17 protein-coding genes are annotated in these 18,102 nt (G+C 65.2%); 2 read left to right on the forward strand and 15 right to left on the reverse strand.

The annotated features are described in order from the left end of the window. Positions 1 to 19 precede the first annotated feature (19 nt). The 13 genes from HY921_05975 to HY921_06035 are packed head-to-tail and all read right to left on the reverse strand — an operon-like array spanning position 20 to position 12,420. Positions 20 to 703 carry an HAD family hydrolase gene (locus tag HY921_05975; GenBank protein ID MBI5630415.1) on the reverse strand — a complete coding sequence of 228 codons (684 nt, stop codon included), beginning with the start codon at positions 701 to 703 and terminating at the stop codon, positions 20 to 22. Then, positions 696 to 1,595 carry an NAD(P)-dependent oxidoreductase gene (locus tag HY921_05980; protein MBI5630416.1) on the reverse strand — a complete coding sequence of 300 codons (900 nt, stop codon included), beginning with the start codon at positions 1,593 to 1,595 and terminating at the stop codon, positions 696 to 698. Before HY921_05980 ends, HY921_05975 begins: the two co-directional genes overlap by 8 nt. Beyond that, positions 1,592 to 2,536, reverse strand: coding sequence for a phosphoglycerate dehydrogenase (locus HY921_05985; GenBank protein ID MBI5630417.1), 945 nt, complete (start codon positions 2,534 to 2,536; stop codon positions 1,592 to 1,594). Before HY921_05985 ends, HY921_05980 begins: the two co-directional genes overlap by 4 nt. After that, positions 2,533 to 3,285 (reverse strand): SDR family oxidoreductase, encoded by a 753-nt coding sequence (locus HY921_05990; GenBank protein MBI5630418.1) that lies wholly within the window; start codon positions 3,283 to 3,285, stop codon positions 2,533 to 2,535. The genes HY921_05985 and HY921_05990 overlap by 4 nt, the downstream gene beginning before the upstream one ends. Further along, positions 3,282 to 4,064, reverse strand: a complete 783-nt coding sequence (locus HY921_05995) for a cytidylyltransferase (GenBank protein MBI5630419.1) — start codon at positions 4,062 to 4,064, stop codon at positions 3,282 to 3,284. The genes HY921_05990 and HY921_05995 overlap by 4 nt, the downstream gene beginning before the upstream one ends. Next, entirely contained in the window at positions 4,061 to 5,215 is a 1,155-nt protein-coding gene (locus HY921_06000; GenBank protein MBI5630420.1) for a radical SAM protein, read from the reverse strand. Before HY921_06000 ends, HY921_05995 begins: the two co-directional genes overlap by 4 nt. Before the next feature lie 9 nt (positions 5,216 to 5,224). Continuing rightward, positions 5,225 to 6,811: a B12-binding domain-containing radical SAM protein gene (locus HY921_06005; GenBank protein MBI5630421.1), complete on the reverse strand. Its 1,587-nt coding sequence runs from the start codon at positions 6,809 to 6,811 to the stop codon at positions 5,225 to 5,227. A 60-nt stretch (positions 6,812 to 6,871) separates the two neighbouring features. Continuing rightward, the gene (locus HY921_06010) at positions 6,872 to 7,198 is read right to left on the reverse strand and encodes a CBS domain-containing protein (GenBank protein ID MBI5630422.1); all 327 of its coding nucleotides are present in this window, start codon (positions 7,196 to 7,198) and stop codon (positions 6,872 to 6,874) included. 1 nt (position 7,199) lies between these two features. Continuing rightward, on the reverse strand, positions 7,200 to 8,339 hold the full coding sequence (gene neuC / locus HY921_06015) for a UDP-N-acetylglucosamine 2-epimerase (hydrolyzing) (protein ID MBI5630423.1): 1,140 nt from the start codon (positions 8,337 to 8,339) through the stop codon (positions 7,200 to 7,202). Beyond that, positions 8,336 to 9,361 (reverse strand): N-acetylneuraminate synthase family protein, encoded by a 1,026-nt coding sequence (locus tag HY921_06020; GenBank protein MBI5630424.1) that lies wholly within the window; start codon positions 9,359 to 9,361, stop codon positions 8,336 to 8,338. Before HY921_06020 ends, neuC begins: the two co-directional genes overlap by 4 nt. Further along, complete coding sequence (locus HY921_06025) at positions 9,358 to 10,080, reverse strand: acylneuraminate cytidylyltransferase family protein (GenBank protein ID MBI5630425.1); 723 nt, start codon at positions 10,078 to 10,080, stop codon at positions 9,358 to 9,360. Before HY921_06025 ends, HY921_06020 begins: the two co-directional genes overlap by 4 nt. Continuing rightward, entirely contained in the window at positions 10,077 to 11,249 is a 1,173-nt protein-coding gene (locus HY921_06030) for a DegT/DnrJ/EryC1/StrS family aminotransferase (GenBank protein MBI5630426.1), read from the reverse strand. Before HY921_06030 ends, HY921_06025 begins: the two co-directional genes overlap by 4 nt. Beyond that, positions 11,236 to 12,420, reverse strand: coding sequence for an iron-containing alcohol dehydrogenase (locus HY921_06035; protein MBI5630427.1), 1,185 nt, complete (start codon positions 12,418 to 12,420; stop codon positions 11,236 to 11,238). Before HY921_06035 ends, HY921_06030 begins: the two co-directional genes overlap by 14 nt. Positions 12,421 to 12,482: 62 nt before the next feature. Between HY921_06035 and HY921_06040 the strand changes: the two genes are divergently transcribed. Together HY921_06040 and HY921_06045 are read left to right on the forward strand one after the other, a co-directional pair. Further along, positions 12,483 to 15,116, forward strand: coding sequence for a hypothetical protein (locus HY921_06040; GenBank protein MBI5630428.1), 2,634 nt, complete (start codon positions 12,483 to 12,485; stop codon positions 15,114 to 15,116). Then, the gene (locus HY921_06045) at positions 15,113 to 16,036 is read left to right on the forward strand and encodes a PorV/PorQ family protein (protein MBI5630429.1); all 924 of its coding nucleotides are present in this window, start codon (positions 15,113 to 15,115) and stop codon (positions 16,034 to 16,036) included. Before HY921_06040 ends, HY921_06045 begins: the two co-directional genes overlap by 4 nt. On the opposite strand, the gene HY921_06050 is transcribed toward HY921_06045, so the two are convergent. Both HY921_06050 and HY921_06055 read right to left on the reverse strand, forming a co-directional pair. Then, positions 16,029 to 16,967, reverse strand: a complete 939-nt coding sequence (locus tag HY921_06050; protein MBI5630430.1) for a glycosyltransferase — start codon at positions 16,965 to 16,967, stop codon at positions 16,029 to 16,031. The genes HY921_06045 and HY921_06050 overlap by 8 nt on opposite strands. Continuing rightward, entirely contained in the window at positions 16,964 to 18,100 is a 1,137-nt protein-coding gene (locus HY921_06055) for a DegT/DnrJ/EryC1/StrS family aminotransferase (protein MBI5630431.1), read from the reverse strand. The genes HY921_06050 and HY921_06055 overlap by 4 nt, the downstream gene beginning before the upstream one ends. Between the last annotated feature and the right edge of the window lie 2 nt (positions 18,101 to 18,102).

Consider the following 18,102-nt stretch of genomic DNA (forward strand, 5'->3'; position numbering starts at 1 on the left):
CGATGATTATACAGAATTTTCACGCGGCTTTCACACGTCCGTCACGGGTTGGAACCGGGAGGTTTGCGATGGCAAGGGAGAGGTCTTTGAGGTCGGATAGGATTAAAATCTCTCCTGGAAATGGATTGACTTCCCCCGGCCGCACCCGGCCGATGAACAGGGCTCCGACTCGGCGCGCGGCTTCATAATCGTTGACCGCGTCACCAACCATCAAGATCCCTCCGCAGGAGGCCCCGACCTCATGGGCCACGGCGCGCAGAATGGCGTCCTTTTTCTCGGGGGAACCGTAAACGCCGCGGAAATAGGAGCCCAGGCCCCGGCGCAGGACGATGCGGCGCAGTTCCTCCTGGGGCGTTCCCGAGGCCACGAACAGCGGCAGGGACGCATGCCTATCCTCCAGGAACTGCCTGGCACCCGGCACCCACTCGGCCGCGGCCACCGCATTCTCGACGAGCTCGTTGAAGCGCCGCCCCAAGGCCTCCTCCCCGGAGGCCGAAAGCGGGCGCTTCAATATCTCGCGGTAGGCGTGCCGGAACTTCTCGAAGCGCGAAATGCCGCCGTTGGCCCGGTGATGGGCCACGATGCGCGAGACGACCTCGGGCCCCTCCGCGGCGAAGAGGAGCTCGAAAGCCCGGGTCTTGGCGTCGTTCGACTCCAGGATGACTCCGTCGAAATCGAGGACGATCGCCCGGGGCTCAGGCACGGGGTGAGGCCTGAAGCCGGGAGCGCAGCTCGGCCAGACAGTCAAGGAGGCCCTGCCCCATGTCCGTGTAAAGGGTGCTCACCAGCTTCTTGCCCAGGCGCGGGTGGAAATTGTACGGAGTGATGTTGTAATGCCCGTTCAAGGGCTCGGAGGAGTACTCGAGGGCCACGTCGCCGCCCAGCATCTCCCGGATCATGGCCATGAGGTCGGCCACCCGCATCGGGTGGTGCCCGGTGAGGATGATGTGCATGTTGGCGAACTCGGGCTTTAATATCTCGACGCTCGAGCGCGCCGCGTCCTCGACGTGGATGTACTCGCGCAGTTCCTGCCCCGTGCCGTTGTAGCGCACCTTCCCCTCGGTCAAGGCTCCGATGAGGAGCCGGCAGATGCCGTTGCGGCTGTCGGCCCGGCGCCCGTACAGGGAACCGTAGCGGACTATGGTGTAGGGCAGGCCGAACTCCTCGTGATAAGTCTCCGCGGTCTGCTCGCAGGCCTGCTTGCTCACCCGGTAAAAAGAGCCCGAATCGCTGTAGACGTAAACGCTGGAAGCCAGGACGAAGCGCGCGGCCTGGGCCAGGCGCGCGGCCTCGAGGGCGTTGGCGTTTCCCAAGATATTGGTCCGCAGGGACTCCAAGGGCTTGCGCCGGGCCTCGTCTATGTCGGCGATGCCGGCGAAATTATAGACGCAGGAGCAGCCCTTGGCCGCGGCCGCGACCGCTTCGGCCTCGAGAAGGTCCCCCACGACCATTTCCTGGCCCGCGCGCAGATAGGGCGAGGGGCGGCGATCGAAGATGCGGACCATGTAGCCCGCCTCGGTCAAGGCGTCGGCGACGTGGCTTCCCAAGAACCCAGACCCTCCGCAGACCAGCACTTTCTTCCCTGGAGAGCTCATCTTGCCTCCTTTCCGATCTTGAGACCTCTCAATAAATTCTCGGCCGCCTCGCGCTCCATACGGGCGCGGCTTTCTCCGGCCGCGGACCCCATATGCGCGGTCAAAACCGCCGAGGGGATATCCCTCAGGGGCCCGGCATAGGGCTCCTCCTCGAAAACGTCGAGGCCAGCCCCGGCCAGGCGTCCCTCCTCGAGGGCCGCGGCCAAGGCGCTCTCGTCAACGAGCCCCCCACGCGAAGCGTTGATAAGGACGCTTCCGCGCTTCATCGAGGCGATCCGCTCCCGGTTCATCAAACGCCGGGTCTCGGGAAGGAGCGGCGCGTGCAAAGTCAGGACGTCCGCCCGTCGGATGACCTCGTCCAAAGAGGCCCGCTTAAGCCCGGAAACGCGCGGCAGGTCCTCCCTCGGGTCAAAGCCCAGGACGGGGCAGGCGAAGGCCGCGACGAGACTCGCCACCCGGCTTCCGATGCGGCCCAGGCCGACCACGCCGACGGTCCTTGTCCCGAGAAGCCCACCCATCAGGGGCTTCCACTGGCCGGCGCGCACGGCGCGGTCGGCCTCGGCCACGCGACGCAGAACAGCCAGCATCAGCCCCACGGTTAGCTCCGCCACGGCCTGCACCGGGGCCTCCGGCGTGTTGAAAATTTTGATCCCCAGCCTCTCCGCGGCTGGAAGATCCACCGAGTCAAGGCCTATCCCGCAGCGCGAAACGACCGTGAGATGCCCCGCGGCCGCCTCCAGCACCCGTGCCGTGAGGGGCTCCAGGCCCGCGATCAGCCCCGCGGGCCTATGCCGGGCCAAAAGCCCCAGGACCTCGCTTTCCGTGAGCTTGCGCCGGTGCGGGTTCTCATGCACCGAACAGCCGGCCTTGAGCAAAGCTTCTCTCGGCGCCGGGTCCGCGGCGCAGAACGATGACGTCGTGACGAGGATGGGAAGTCTCATTCGCCTCCGCTCACCCCCAGCACCTGCCCGGTGACGAAAGCGCCGCCGGGCCCGGCGAGATAAAGGGCGGCTTGCGCCACCTCCTCCGGGGTGCCCATGCGCTTAAGCGGGACCAAGGCCACTCGCGCCGCCAAGTCCTTGCCGGGAAGGGCGGCGTGAAGCCGGGTGTCTATGACCCCGGCCCGGATGGTATTGACGAGGATGTTGTGCGCGGCCCCCTGCTTGGCCAGCCCCGCGGAAACGGCCTCGAGAGCCGCCTTGGCGGCGGCGTAGTGCAAAGAGCGGGGAGAGCCCCCGAATTTGGCCGCCACCGAGCCGATGTTGATGATTCGGCCCCCGTCGCGGCGCATCGCCGCGAAGGCCTCGCGACTCAGGAAAAAGGGGGCGGAGGCGTTCACGCGCAAGGTGCGGTCCCAATCAACGGGACGCAGGGACGAGAAATGCTCGTAGCCGATCACGGCCCCGGCGTTGTTGACCAGAATGTCCAACCGGCCCAGGGCCCTGACCGCGGCGCGCACCAGGGCCGCGGGCGCGCCATCCTTAAGGAGGTCGGCGCGCAGGATAACGCAGCGCGCTCCTAGGCCGGATAGCTCGCGGCGCAGGCGCTCCGCCCGGGCCTTGCCCGAGCGGTAGTGCAGGGCCACCGCGCACCCGCGCCGGGCGAAGGCCCGGGCGATGGCCGAGCCTATCCCGCCCGAGGCTCCGGTGACGAGAGCTACCTTCCCAGAGAGAAAGGAGTCGTCTGTCATCGTCCCGCCGCAGCCTCGCCCAGAACTTCTTGCGGCTCCTCCCCGACGTAGCCGTGCTTCTTGAGCCAGAACTCCACTCCCGGAACCTGCCACTCGTAGTCCACGTCGCAGCCCCCCCATTGCTTGAGGGGGAAAATGCGCCGCCCCATCCATTTTTGGGGAAGAAGCCCGGAATGGAGCTCCTCCAGGCACTTGGGGCGCACCACGGAAACTCCCATATCGGCGAACCAAACGTCGCCTTGGGAATCCCGGTCGCAATTCAAGGTCTTGGGATCGCCGAAGGTCTCGAAGGGGACGAAGGGCTCGAGGATCCCGTCCTTGGTCTCGCGCCGGGCACGCAGGGGGCTCCACATGTTGTAGCGCGAGACGCTGACCGCGGAGTCGAGCTTGGGATCGGCCCTCAAGGCCTCGATCCCCGCGTCGATGAGCTCTCCGGTGACCGTGGCGGCGTTGCAGAAAAGAAGAACCAGCAGCTCCAGGGAGAGCCCCTCGCCCTTCAAGGCCCCGGCGATATGCCGGCACCCATGGGCGAAGGCGTCCTCTCCCAAAGCCTGGGCCGTGCACAACTCGGCCGGGCGGTCTATGACGAGGGCCCCATAGCGGCGGGCTGTTTCCTTGATCGAGGGGGAATCCGTGGAGACGTAGGTCCTCTCGACGCGGCGGGAGGCGCGGGCGGCGAGAAGGGGATAGGCCATGAGGGGCCGCCCCAGCACCAAAGCCGTGTTCTTTCCGGGGTAGCCCTTGCTCCCGTCGCGGCCCAGCATCAAGGCGCAGATCATAGAACCGTGCAGCGGTCGCAGGGAGACCGCTGGGATCGGCGCTTGGCCAGGTGATCCTCGCGCAGCCTTTCGTAGGCCTCCGAGCGCCAAAGCCGCGACAGGCCCTCGGCCGCGGCGCTTCCCACCGCCAAGGTGGACTTGAAGTCCACGTCGCAGGGATTGGCCCGGCCGTCCCACCAGACGAACATCCGCCGCCAGAGGTCGGAGCAGGGAGACTCGAGGCCGCTCAAGGGTGCTGTGTAGGCGTTCTCCCAGGGATTGTACTTGACAAAAGCGACCTGGTCCACGCACTCGCCCCAGAAGCGTTCCATCTCATCAAGGCCCCCCGAACCAGGGACCTGCACTCCGGAGACGCGGGTGATCAGGCGCGAGCGCGGGTAATGCTTGCTCTTGATCTCGGCGAACATGCGGACGTTCTTCAAGACCTTCTGGAGGCCCCCCCCCACCCGAAGCCTCCCGTAGTCCGGCTCGACCGCGGCGTCCGCCGAAAAAACCACGGTGCTGACGCCGGCCTCGAGGATGGCGTGGCATTTGGCCTCATCGAGAAGGGAGGCATTGGTGTTCACCTTGAGGGCCAGGAATTTGCCCGCGGCGTAGGCCAGCATCTCCTTGATGGCGGGGCAGGCCATGGGCTCCCCCCGCGAGGCCAAGGTGACGGCCTCGATTTGCCCCGTCGCCTCGTCCACCACGCGCTTGAAGGTGTCCAAGGCCATCATGCCCATGTGCCCGTTCTTCTTCGAGGTGAACTCGGCGTCGGTCTGGTAGCAGAACACGCAGCGGAAATTGCACACCGAGGTCGGCTCGATCTGCAGGCAGGGCGGATAAGAATCGAGGATATGGCGCTCGGGATATGCCTCGTAGCGGAAGCGGTAGAAGAGGTAGCGCGCGAGCTCCCGGTCCTCGAGCCGGGCCAGCTCCTCCTGCACGTTGTGGTGAAGCCGGAAGGCCGCATGGGAGGCAGAAGGCGCCGCGAGCCCCAGCAGCTCCCGGCAGGCTTGGCGCGCCACGCGGGCCCTGGCCGGGTCCAAGCCCCAAGCGCCGCCCTCCCGGTAAAGCCTCTCGAGGCGCTCCTTGGCGTCGGCCAAGGGCTTTTTCTGGCGGATCTCGACGAAGCTGTTGTGCTTCTTGTAGGCCTTGGCGGTTTCAGGCATGGAACGATTTCAGCGCGAAAGGACGCTCGGCAGCTCCGAGGGCGCGACCTGTTGGTTGACCACGTCCACCATCCCGATGTCCTCTTCCTTGACGTAGCCGCCGTAATTCATGTACCTGGCCTGGCACTCGTCGCGCAGGCGCTTCCACAAGGCCGCCCCCTCCGGCGTCAGGCGCTCCGCCTTCTCGATCTCGGGCCAACGTGACTTGGGCATCTTGACGTAGAGGACGAAGCAGCGGCGGATCCCCTCGATGGACTCCGGGGGGAACTGGGGCATGTTGAGCAAGGTGGGCTTGGTGATGGAGCGCACGATGAAATCGGGATGGATGAGCCCCACGGACTCCGCAAGCTGGCGCAGGGGTGTCCCCTTGAAGGGCGTGAAGGAGTAGGCGTTGATGCCGTCGGAATGGAGCTGGCGGTTGAGCTCTATGGTGTCGAAGACGAGCTCCCGGGTTTCATTCGGGAATCCCATGATGTTGTTGACGGAAAACGGGATGCCGAGCGCGTGGGGGATGCGCAGACGCTCGACGAGCCGGGAATTGGGGACCTTGCGCTGGAGGTACTTCTCCCGGAAGCCCTCGTTGCCGTGCTCTACGCCGAAGGATATGCGCAGAAGACCGATATCCTTGAGGCGCTTGAGCTTGGGTTCGGTGATGGTCTCCGGCCGGGTCTGTATCCAAAAAGGGAGCTTGAACTCCGAATACACCTCGCAGAACTTCTCGAAATCGTCGTCATGATACGAAAGGAAGGTGTCGGCCCAGAAATAGATCGAGTCGGCCTTGTAGGCGTCCACGAGATGCCGGAGCTCCTCCCGGACCTTGTCGTGGCGCTTCATGCGGAAGTACTTCTTGTCCTCGGACTTATAGACCTGCATCTGCGACGGCGAGTTGCAGTAGGCGCAGGTGTAGGGACAGCCGCGGAAGGTCTCGACCGGAAACATCCTCCAAAGCTTGCCCTGCATCGGGCGGTAGTAGCGGCTCTCCTCGAAGAGGCCATAGTCGGCCAAGGGGAGCTCGCTCGAGTCCACCGGAACGGGCAGGGAGCTCACAACGAGGCTTGCGTCCTTGCGGTACATCCAGAGGCCGGGCACCCCTTCGGGGTCCTGGCCGGCCTCGATCCTCCGGCACAGCTCCAGGAGCGAATTCTCGCCCTCGCCCTTGATCACGTAGTCTATCATCCCGCAGGACTTGCGCAACGCCAGCTCCGGGGCGAAGGTCGCAAAGACCCCTCCCAGAACCACGCGGGGGCGGTCCGCGGGAAGCCCTTCGAGGAGGTGCAGGCCGATCGGGTACATGTCCTCGGTCGCCGACATGGCGATAAGGTCCGGGGAGAATGAGCTTACCTTCCTCGCGAAATCATCCTGTGGGGAGGAGTGCCGGTCGTAGCGGCGCAGGAGGCTGTCGTCGAAGGGCCGGGCGTTCAGGTTCTCGGACTTGATCTTGTCGCTGTCGAAGCCCCCCTCGAGCTGGGGGTAATTGGTGGTGTCGAAGAGGTCCACCTGGTGGCCGTCGGCCTTGAGCAGGCTCGTGAAAATCCCGATGGCGGGCGGGAGCATGTTCATGCCCATCATATTGGGATAGACGAGGAGCACGCGCATTGGCGAATTATAACATTTTATGACGACGGAATGGCTCGGCCCGAGGCCCGCGAAGGCGCTCTAATACGCCGGGATGACGTCGAGCAGGCGCAGGCGCTCGTCCACGACCGGGATCAGGAATATGTGGGTGGATTCGAATATTCCCTTGGCCCGCCCGGATTCATCGGGCCGCAGGGAAATGAAGTTGGTGTTCATGACGTCGCGCACCGGAACGCGGGACAGGCGTCCCTCGAGCAAGGTCTTGCGCACGTCGCCGTCGCTCAAAGTCCCGACGACGGTTCCCTCGTCCGAGACCACGATGAGGCTGCGGTGGCCGTTCTCCTCTATGACGGCGACGGCGTCCAGGAGCGGGGCGTCGGGGCTGATGGTGAATTTCCTCTTGTCCATGCTAGTAGGTCATCCGCTTGACGAGCAGCCTGTCGTCCACGGGGGTTTTCTTGAGGATCTCGATGATGCGGGCGCTCGATCGCCCATCGCCATAGGGATTGGCCGATTCCGCCAGAGCCCGGCGGAACCCGGAAGAGACCGCCTTGCGCATGGCCTCCTTGATGATTTCCTTGTCGTGCCCGCAATTGATCACGTTGGCCCCCTGCAGGCGCCCTTCCTGGCGGCGGCCGATGTTGACCGCGGGAAGGCGGAAGGAGGGGGCCTCCAGGATGCCCGCGCTGGAGTTGCCCACGATGGCGTCGGCGCTGGCCATGAGGCTGGCGAAAAGGTCTCGGGAAACCGTGCGCTCGACGTGGATGCGGGGGCTGCGCAAATTCTCGATGGCGCGCTGGACGGGGACGCTCCCGGCGTCGTTGTTTGGATAGATGACCACGGCGTTGTAGTCGAGCTCGACCACCGCCTGCAAAGTCGCCTGCATCTGCTGGCCGGCCAGATGCATCTCCTCGACCACCGGGTGCTGGAGCACGAGCACGAAGGGGGCCCCGTGGTTGACGCCGTATTTGGCCACGACCTCCTGGCGGCTCATCGCGAGCGGCTCGGTGAGGCCGTCGAGCTGCGGGGCGCCCACCGTGTGGATGCGGAACTCCTCCTCCCCCATGCGGCGCAGGCGCTCGGCCGCGTCCCGGTTGGAAGCGAAATGGAGGTGGACGAACTTGGTGATGGCGTGCCGGGCCATGCCGTCTATATTGCCCGAAAGCTCCCCGGCCTGGATGTGGGCGACGGGAATGTTCATGTAGCTGGCGGCCACGGCACCCATGAGCTGCTCTCCCCTGTCTCCGGCCAGAAGAACCCAGGCCGGCTTTTCCCGCGCGAAGGCGTCCACCAGCGACATCAAGAGGACCCCCAAGGACTTGGCCATGCTCTCCGGCGTGTAGCCGGCCAAAGACATGAGGATGCTCTCGTGCACGGGAATTTCGTCTTTTTGGAACTCCCGCACGCTGGAGCCGAACTCGGGCAGGAGATGCATGTTCGTGGCGATGACGTGGGGCTCGAGCTCCGCGTCGCCGCGCAGAAGCTTCAAAATGGGGCGGATGTAGCCGTATTCCCCGCGCGAGCCGGTGACGAGAAGGACCTTCCTCACGCCAGGTCTTCCCAGCGGAGCATGGTGTTGGCGGGGATGGCCTTCTTGGCCTTGCGCCCGAGGACTTTGGGCATCTCCTTTGAAGGGATCCCCGTGCCGGGCCTCTTGGTCCAGACCATGTCCGGGGAGATGGCCATGCCCTTGGCGATGTCCCGGATGGCGACCACGCTGCGGAAGGCCCAGGTTCGGACGGGACGCTCCTTGTCGTTGACCTTCTTGACCGAACCCAGGGCCGCCTCGATCTTCCTGACGCCGGTCGAAAGCTCATGGAGGTCGGCCATGTCTATCGAGACGGACTGGTCCGGCCCCGGCCGGCGCTTGTCCGTGGTGACGTGCTTCTCGATGAAGCGCGCGCCCAGCACCGCGGCCGCGAAGCTCGTGTAGAGGTCGGGGGTGTGGTCCGAGTGCCCGATCAGGACGTCCGGAAAGCGCCGCCGCATTTCCGTGATGACCTGGAGGTTCAAATCCTCGTACTTGGGCGGGTACTCCGAGGTGCAGTTAAAAAGCGCGAAGGGGATGCCGGAGGCCCTCATGGCCCGATAGGTCTCCTCCACCTCGTCCAAGGTGCACATGCCCGTGGAGAGAAGCATGGGCCGGCCGAGCTCCGCGATCTTGAGCAGGCTCGGGATGTCCGTCATCTCCCCGGAGCCGATCTTGAAGCAGTCCACCCCCAGCTCATCGAGCTCCTTGGCGGCCGCGTAGCAGAAGGGAGTGCAGAGGTACTGGATCCCGGCCTTGCGGCACAGGGCCAGGAGTTCCTCGTGCTGCTCGATCTTGAGGCTGCAGCGCTTGAGAAAATCGTAAAGCGGTTCCGAGAAGTTGTCCGACATCGGGGCCGAGGGCAGCATCTCCTCGTCCGGCAGGTGGTGCTGGAATTTCACGGCGTCGGCCCCCGCGAGCTTGGCCAGGCGGACTGTCTGGCGGGCCACCTCCATGTCTCCCAGGTGGTTCTCGCAGGCTTCCGCGATGATGTAGCAGGGGCTCGAGGATGTTATCTCCGTCTTTCCGATCTTGATATTCATGGTGTTCGCTCCATAAGCGGCCGGTCTCCCGGAGCCAGACGCCTCGCTTCGACAAGGGCCCGGGCCATGGCCAGATGTTCGGGACCGTCGACGTCTATAGAGTCGAGCGGGTCCATGACGTAGAGCTCCGAGGCGTCGTCCCAGAACAAACCCCGCTCCTCCAGCATCGCGGCGCGCGTGATGTAGATGGCGCCGTTGACGTAGAAGTACTCGGGAAAGTCCTGCCTGCCGCGCGCGCCCGCGGGAACGGGAACGGCGGACTTCAATCGCCCGCCCTCCCGGCGCACGCACTCGCAGGGATTTTGGCTCGCGGGATTGACGCTCAAAAGCGACTCGGCTGCGCTCTCAACAAAAAGCTCGCAGGCCGCGGCGATGTGGGCCCGGGTCCTCAGCGGGCTCGTGGGCTGCAGTAGAACCACCGCATCCGGCGAGAATCCTTTGTCTTTCAATGCGTTCAAGGCGTGCCTGGCCGCCTCGATCATGGGGGAGCGATCCTGCGCCAAGGCCGGGGGCCGGCGTATCACCTCGGCTCCGTCTTTGGCGGCCTCGGCCGCGATGAGTTCGTCGTCCGTGGTGACGCAGACCCGGGAGAGACGCCGCGACCCCTTGGCGGCCTCCACGGTGTAGCTCAAGAGGGGCCGCCCCGCCAGGTCGGCCAGGTTCTTGCGGGGGATGCCCTTGGAGCCGCCTCGGGCCGGTATAAGACCCAGGAACGTCAACGCGCGACCTCCGTCGGGGAAAGGACCTCGCGCACGGCCTCGGCGGTTCTCCGGATCTCGGCCTCGGGAAAGACGGCATTGACCGGCAGCGCGATGGAGCGCTCGAGAAGCTCCCGGGTCCTCGGCCAAAGCCCGGAGCAGTTCCGAAGAGAGGGCACGCCGGCGAACAGGTGCCCCCAGGTCCCGGCGAAATGCCAGTCCACTGCGTCGGGGAGGTTCTTGGTTCCCACCCCTTTCTCGGAAAGCCTCGCGACCGCCTCCAGGGCCCGCTCTCGGCTCGGCATGGCGAAGATCACGGTGTCGGCAATCTCCCCTGCGTCCGCCACCACCCTGAATTGAACCGGCAAGCCGGAGAGCTTCTCCAGCAAGGAATCGCGGTTGGCGCGCTGGGCGCCAAGGATGGCTTCCAGCTTGCGCAGCTGGGCCAGGCCTATCGCGGCCTGTATCTCGGTCATGCGGAAATTAAAACCCGGAAAGCGCCGGGTGTCCTTGCCCCGGGGAACGGACGGGTTGTATTGATGGCCATGGTCGTGCAGCTCCCGGGCCCTTTCGAACACCTCCCGCGAGCGGCAGACCACGGCGCCGCCCTCTCCCGTGGTGATGTTCTTGGCGAAATCGAAGCTGTAGACCCCCGCATCCCCCAAGGTCCCCAGAAAGCGCCCCTTATAGGTGCCGCCGAAAGCCTGGGCCGCGTCCTCGAGAACCAGCAAGCCGTTATCGGAGGCGATCTTGAGTATCTCGTCCATGCGCGCCGGCGCGCCGGCCATGTGCACCGGAAGCACCGCCTTGGTCCTGCGGGTGATCTTGGAGCGCATATCCTCCGGGTCCATGTTGTAGGTGTCGTCCACCTCGGTCAGGACCGGAACGGCCCCGGCCTCGAGTATGGCCTCGACCGTGGCGACGAAGGTGAAGGAGGACGTGATGACCTCGTCTCCGGGGCCCACGCCCAGGGCCCGCAAGGCCACCAGGAGCGCGGCGGTTCCCGAACTCACCACCTGGCAATGCGGCGAGCCGGCGACCGCGGCCAAGGCCGCCTCGAACTCGCGGACCTTGTAAACGCCCTTGCGCTGCTTTACGAATCCATGGGCGAAGAGAACCCCGTTGTTGGCCTCGAACAAGGACTCCACCGCGTGGCGCTCCTCGCTTCCGAACAATTCATATCCTGGCATAGTTTCCTCTGGGGGCGCAGGCGCGGTTGAGTATCTCCTCCACGTCGGCGCGGCCGAATGGCACGGGATTGTGCGTCAAATTGGCGGCGCGCTGGGCCACGGTGTCCTCGACCAAAGCGGCGACCGCGGCGGAATCAACGCCCCAGCGCCCGAAATCCCGCGGCGCCCCGCAGCGCCGGTACAGGCCCTCGAAGGCCTCGGCGAAGGCGCGGGATTTGTCCGCCGGGGCCTCGGGCCGGCCCTCGATGAGATCGAAGAGAGGCTCGTAGCCCTGGTAGCCCCGGGAAACATTGTGCCGGACGACATGGGGAAGAAGAAGCCCCCCCGCGAATCCATGGGGCACCCCGTGGCGGACCCCCAGTGGGTAGGAGATGCCGCTCGCCGGGCCTCCGCCCGCGGCGTTCCACATGGCGATTCCCGCCTGGTAAGCGCCCAGCATCATCTCCTGGCGGCCATCTAAGTCCTTGGGGCGAGAAACCGCCCTTTCCAGATTATTGAAGAGACGCGGGAACGCGGCCTTGGCCATGTCACGGGCCAGGACCGAGGAGGTCATGGCCGTGAAGCTTTCGACGCAGTGCACCAAGGCGTCCATGCCGGCGGCCATGGTGGGGCCCGGAGGGCAATCCAAGGCCAGCACGGGATCGAGCACCCCGGCCCAAGCCGCCACGTGGCGGCCGTTGATTCCGAGCTTGGTCTGTCCCCGGCAATCCACGAAGGAGGCGGTCTTGGTCGCCTCGCTGCCCGTGCCCGCCGTGGTGGGAAAAAGAACGACGGGAAGCCCGGGGCTTGCCACCTTGTCCATGCCGCGGTAGTCAATCCCCTTGCCGGGGTTGGTCATGAGAATGGCGATCCCCTTGGCCAGGTCCATGGCGCTTCCGCCGCCGATCCCCAGGACGGCGTCCAGGGCATCCTTGGGCAAAGCCTGGGAGCATTCGTCCAAATAGCCGTAGTCCGGCTCGCGGCCCGAGCGGGAGCGCAAAATTGCCGTTATGGAAAGGCTTGCCGCGGGGATATCTTCCTCAAGGAAGGCCCGGAAAGCCTCCTGGGCGGGCAAGGCCTCATCTATGACCACGCCCAGGCGCTTTAAACCCGCGTCGCGCAGGATTGGTAGGATCTCCAGACGCGAATCCTTGCCGAAAAACAGGCGGGAGGGAACCTCGAAGCGGAACATTCGGATGATGGAAACCCGCTTAATGCTAGCTATTTTCGGCTCGCGATGTCAATTATGGTATCATGCCCTCGGCCTCGCCCATGAAGCATGGATTCGTCCTCTACCTCCTAGGCCTGCTGGCCTCCGGGGCGGCCGCGCAAACAACCCAGCAGGATTTCATCCCCGTCCTCGCTCCGCGCAAGCTGCGCATCGACAAGGCGCCCGCGGAACGGGTCGCCATCGAGGGCTTTTCCACCTACAAGCCATCGGTCGTCAAGCTGCCCAACGGAGAGCTTCTCCTGGCCAATTTTAGGGGATATTGGGACGAGTCCGGACGCTACCTGGAGGACATCTTTCTCTTCAGATCTTGGGACGGAGGCAAGACCTGGTCCGCTGGTCAAAACGCGGGTCTCCTGGGGCGTGAGCCCTACCTGACGGTACTGAGCGACGGGACTTTGCTCATGACCACGCATTTCCTATCGGACGACTACCGCAACGCCGAGGGTTTCACCTACAGCCACCTCTACCGCTCCACCGACGGGGGCCGGACCTGGCTGGCGCGCCGCATCGGCCCAGAGGGCTTTCCGGAGCGGGCCATTACCCTGACAAGCCGCAACGTCCTCGAGATGCCGGACTCAAGCCTCCTCATGGGCGTGGACTCGAGCGGGGGCCCCGCCTTTATCTGGCGGTCCTACGACCGGGGCAAGACCTGGAGCGTCCAAGGCGAGTGCGATAATGGGGGCTTTGCGAGCATTTTCTCCTTTTTCGGGGAATCCTTCCTATGGAAACACAAGTCGGGCGCCTTGTACGCCGTCATCCGCGCCGACAGCCTGGAATATCCTATACCAAACCGGCCCCTCTCCGGGAACCTCAACGACAGCGCCGATCATATGATCCTTTACGTCTCCCGCGATGAGGGGCGGACCTGGCGCAAGACCGAGGATTTCGGGAACTACGGCGAGATGTACCCGTCATTGTTGAGGCTCGACGGCGGGAACGTGCTCTTGACCTACACGGTGAGATCCCTCCACCCCCCCTTGGGCGTGCGGGCCGTTTTGGGGGAGGAGACGGAAAACGGGCTCTCCTTCGACTTCGGGCGCGACCGGCTGATCCTGGACGCAAAAACCCCCCTGGACCGGTCAAGCGGGGGCGGTTTCGGGCCCACGGTAAAGCTCGACGACGGGACCTTGCTCACGGCGTATTCCTACGCGGGACCAGCGGGGAAGATACACCTCGAGACCATGCGCTGGCGGCTCCTGACCGATCCCGCGAAGGCTCCCGCCCCGCCGCGGGGCCTGGCGGCCTATCCTGACGGCCGGGGCCGCGTCAAGCTCTCCTGGCAGGCCTCCCCCTCGGCGGGCGTTACATCCTACCATCTGTACCGAGGCCAAGGGGGCGGGGCCGTGGATTATTCCGTCTTCGCCGCGAGCGCGCCGGCCGAGGCCTCGGAGCTCTCCCTCGGGGGCCTCTCCGAGGGGGAGGTCTACCGGTTCGGCGTCCGCGCCGCGGGAGCCTGGGGCGAGGAGCTCAACACCAATGTGGCGGCCTCCGCCGCGGCCGAGGCTCCCGCCGAACGCGTCGGCGCCGGCATCGAGCTTCCCCCCGCAGGCCGGAAAATCTCCGGCGACCGCGTTACGGTCAAGGCCGCGATTGCGGCCGAGCTCCTCGCCGATGTCGGAAACATCGAGTTCCAATTCCGCTGGGCGGCCTCGACCGCGGCCGCCTGGAGCGCGATCCCGGCGGCAAGCCCCAGCCACCCCAATCCGGCGCAGCGGCCGCCCTTTTTCATCCATTGGGACGTGACGAACCTCACTCCTGGCGACTACGAGATACGGGCGGTGGCCACGGATCTCCGGGGGACCTCCGACCCAAAAGCCCCCGCCAAAATGGTGACGGTGGCGCCAGACGCTTCCGAATCCGAGGAGAATATCTCGGCCGGCTCCCTCACCAAGCGCCAGGCGGTCTTCTCGTCCGTGGAGCAGACTGTGGAAGTCGGCAGCGCCGGCGAGGGCGGCCTCACCGCCGTGACCTTGCCCGCGGGGGCGATCTCGAGCAGCTCCGCCACTATCAAGGTGGTGGTCAACCCGAGCGGCGCGCCGGAGGCATCGCGCGGCCTGCTCTCCGCGGGGCAGATACGCCAGATTGAAATAGAAAACGGCCAAAGCCAGCTCAACGCCGCGGCCACGATTTCCCTGCAGTACCGGGATGATGACGACGACGGGATTTTGGACGGAACCGCCATCGCCGTGGAGAAGCTCGCCATCTACTCCTACAGCGCGGCCTCCTTCAGCTGGAAGATGGAAGCGGCCAGCGCCGTGGACAGGGCCGCCAAGACCGTCACCGCCCAAACCCGCCATTTCAGCTTGTTCGGGCTGTTCGCGCCGGCCGCGGCCGCGGCGGAGCTCTCCGATGTGCTGGTCTATCCGGTGCCCTGGATGCCCAACGGGGGAGTCTCCGACCGAGGCAAGCCCTTCAGCGCCTCGGACCCGGATTCCGGAATCAACTTCGACAATTTGCCGGCCTCGGTGAAGATCCAAGTGTTCAACGTCGCGGGCGAGAAGATCTGGGAGCGCAGCGGCGGCGCATCCGCGGGAAAGGTCCAATGGGACGGCCGGGACGGCTCCGGCCGAGACGCGGCCTCGGGAGGCTATTTTTCCGTGATCACGGACAACGCCACGGGCTCAAGGATCACCCGAAAGATCGCCATCATCAGATGAAGCTCGCCCTCCTGGCATGTCTTTGCGCCGCCGCCGCCGCGCGGGCCGGCGATTCGGCCCCGGTCATGCCCTTCCTTTTCCTGGACTCATCCGCCCGGCCCGCGTCGCTCGGCGGGGCCTACGCCTCCTTGGCCGCGGGCCCCGAGGCCATGCGCTACAATCCCGCGGGCTTGGGTTTCCTGAAAAGAAGCCAGGCGGCCCTCACCCACACCGAGCATTTCCAGGGCGTGGCCCATGACAACGCCTGCCTGGCCTTGGCGGACTCCGGAGCCGCGCGCTCGGGCCTCGGCTTCATGATCAATAGCGTGGGCTTCGGATCCCTGCAGAGAACGACTTTGTCCAATCCCAGGGGCACCGGCCTCGGGACTTTCGGGATCCGGGACTGGGAGGTCGCTGCCGGCTACGGACGGCTCTTGGCCGAAGGCTGGCCCGCCGCCGGGATATCTCTCAAATATCTGCGCGAGGATATAGACGGCTGGTCCGCCCAAGCCGTGGCGCTCGACGTCGGAACCCTCTGGGATCTCAAGCCAGTCTTGAGCCTTCCGATAACCGCTGGAATGTCGCTGCAGAATCTGGGCGCCAGCGTCAAATATCAATCCAGCCGCGAGCCCTTGCCCGGGAACATGAAGCTCGGGGCCTCTTGGCGGCCCTGGCGGGCCGGCCTCGTCGCCTTGGACCTCAACCGCGCTTTCGACGGCAGGCTCACGGCGCATGCCGGAATGGAGCTGGCCCCGACAAGCTCGGCGGCTCTTCGTTTCGGGTACAACGGGCGCAACGACGCGGGCTCCGGCCTGACCATGGGAGGGGGCCTCGAATGGGGGCGCTTCGCCTACGAGCTCGCCTTGGCCCCGTTCGGAAGCCTCGGCAACGCCTACTCCCTCACCGTGTCCTGCCGCCTTGATCGGCCCGCTCTCAAATAGGCTTGCCCAGCCATTCCCGGAGAACGGGCAGGGCTCCGAAAGGCAGCAGAAGGCTCAACGCCATCTCCGCCGCATAGACTGGCCTGGGGTTGCGGCGCATTCCCTCGAGGTACGCTTTCCAAGCCCGAAGGCGGCGGCCCTCTTTCCAATGGATCTGCGCCTCGGCTCTCCGTATCTCGGCCGAAAGCCTGGATATTTCCCGCGCGTAAAGGATGGCGAAGTCAGGGACAAGCCCCTCCAACCTCTTCAAAATGGCCTCTTGCTCCGAGATCAGGTACTCGCGGCGGCGGACCGAGAAGTTCTGGCCGTGGATGCGGTACTTGGCCAGGGGCTCGTCCACGTAGGCGATGGGATGCCGGTAGGCCAGCCTCAGGAAGAGGTCGGTCTCTTCGCACATCCGAAAGGAGGGGCAGAACCACCAGGCCCGGTCCTCTGGAAGGGCGCTCCGGCGTATCATGACCGTGTTGATTTGGAGGTAATAGCCGCCCAGGAGGGCGCGGAAGGCGTCCCCGTCCGGAGGGCGGCGGTCGTAGAGGAGAGCCTCCCTCCCGGTGTTTTCCCAGAAGCGGATCGAGTTGCAGAACACGAGAGCCACGTCTGCCTGGAAGGCGGCGACCTGCTTCTCGAGCTTCTCGGGAAGGAAAATGTCATCCTGGTCGAGGAAGCTGATGTATCGCCCCCTGGAGAGCTCCAGGGCTTTATTGCGCGCCTCGCCGAGGGGGATGAGGCGGTCCGAGCGGAAGTACCTCAACCTCTCATCGAAGCCCTGAGCCAGGCGCCCGGTCGCGTCGGTGGATGCATCATCGAAGAGGACGATCTCGAAATCGCCCATGGTCTGGGCGTAGACGGACGCGATGGCTTGGCGGATGAACTTTTCCCCGTTGTAGGCATTTATGATGACAGTGACCAGGGGAGCGGCCGCGGGGCTCATCGAGACGTCGCCTTTACGCGCAGGGACTCGGAATATTCGCGCACCGCTCCGATCACCGCTTCCACGTCCTGGTCGTTCAGGCCGCAGTGCAGGGGCACGGTCACGATCTCCTGCCAGAGGCGCTCGGCCCTGGGCAGGGGGCCGCGGGCGAATTTCTTAAAGAAGGGCTGGATGTGGTTGGCGATGTAATGAAGGCCGGTGCCCACGCCCCGGGACTTCAAGAGCTCCATGAAGGCGTCCCGACTCTCGGCGGGGACCCGGACGATGTAGATGTGAGGCGCGGCTCCGGGATCCGTCTTCAGGGGCGTAACACCGGCCAGCCCCTTGAAGGCGTCGTCGTAGCGGCGGCAGATATCTCTTCTGCGCGCGATGAAGCCGGGAAGCTTCTTTAACTGCTCCAAGCCCACGGCCGCGCAAAAGTTCGGCATGTGGTAGCGAAAGCCCGGGGAAACCACCTCGTAGAAATAGGTCCGGGTGTTCTTGTAGCGGTGCCAGGTGTCCTTGTCTATGCCCAGGATGCGCATGCGCCGGATATCCTCGGCAAGAGCCTCGTCGGCCACGGCCACGGCTCCCCCCTCCCCTGTGGTGATGTTCTTAATCGGGTCGAAGCTAAAGCAGACCGCGTCCCCGCAAGTCCCGACCTTGCGGCCCTGGTGCTCGGAACCGAAGGCGTGGGCCGCGTCCTCCACGACCTTGAACCCCCGTTTTCCCGCCAAGGCCATGAGGCGCTCCATGTCGCAGGAGCTGCCGCAGAAATGTACGGGCATGACGGCCTTGGTCTTGGGCGTAAGCCGACCTTCCACGTCGCCCACGTCCAAGAGCAAAGACTCCTCGTAAGACTCCGCGAAGACCGGAACAGCGCCCAGCGCCAGCACCGCCTGCACGCAGGCCGCGAAAGTGATCGAAGGCAGGATGACCTCGTCTCCCGGCCCGACCCCGAGGGCGGCTAGGGCGATATGAAGGGCCGAGGTGCCGGTGTTAACCGCTATGACGTGCTTGGCTCCCAGGTATTTCTTGAGCTCCTCCTCGAATTGAAAAACGGTCGAGCCCAGGCCCAGCCAGCCGGTCTCGAAAACCTTCTGCATGGCCAGGATCTCCTCCGGGCCGGTCACTGGTTTTGAAATGGCGATCATGA

It is taken from the genome of Elusimicrobiota bacterium, from assembly GCA_016218575.1.
Taxonomy (GTDB): Bacteria; Elusimicrobiota; Elusimicrobia; order UBA1565; family UBA9628; genus JACRDN01.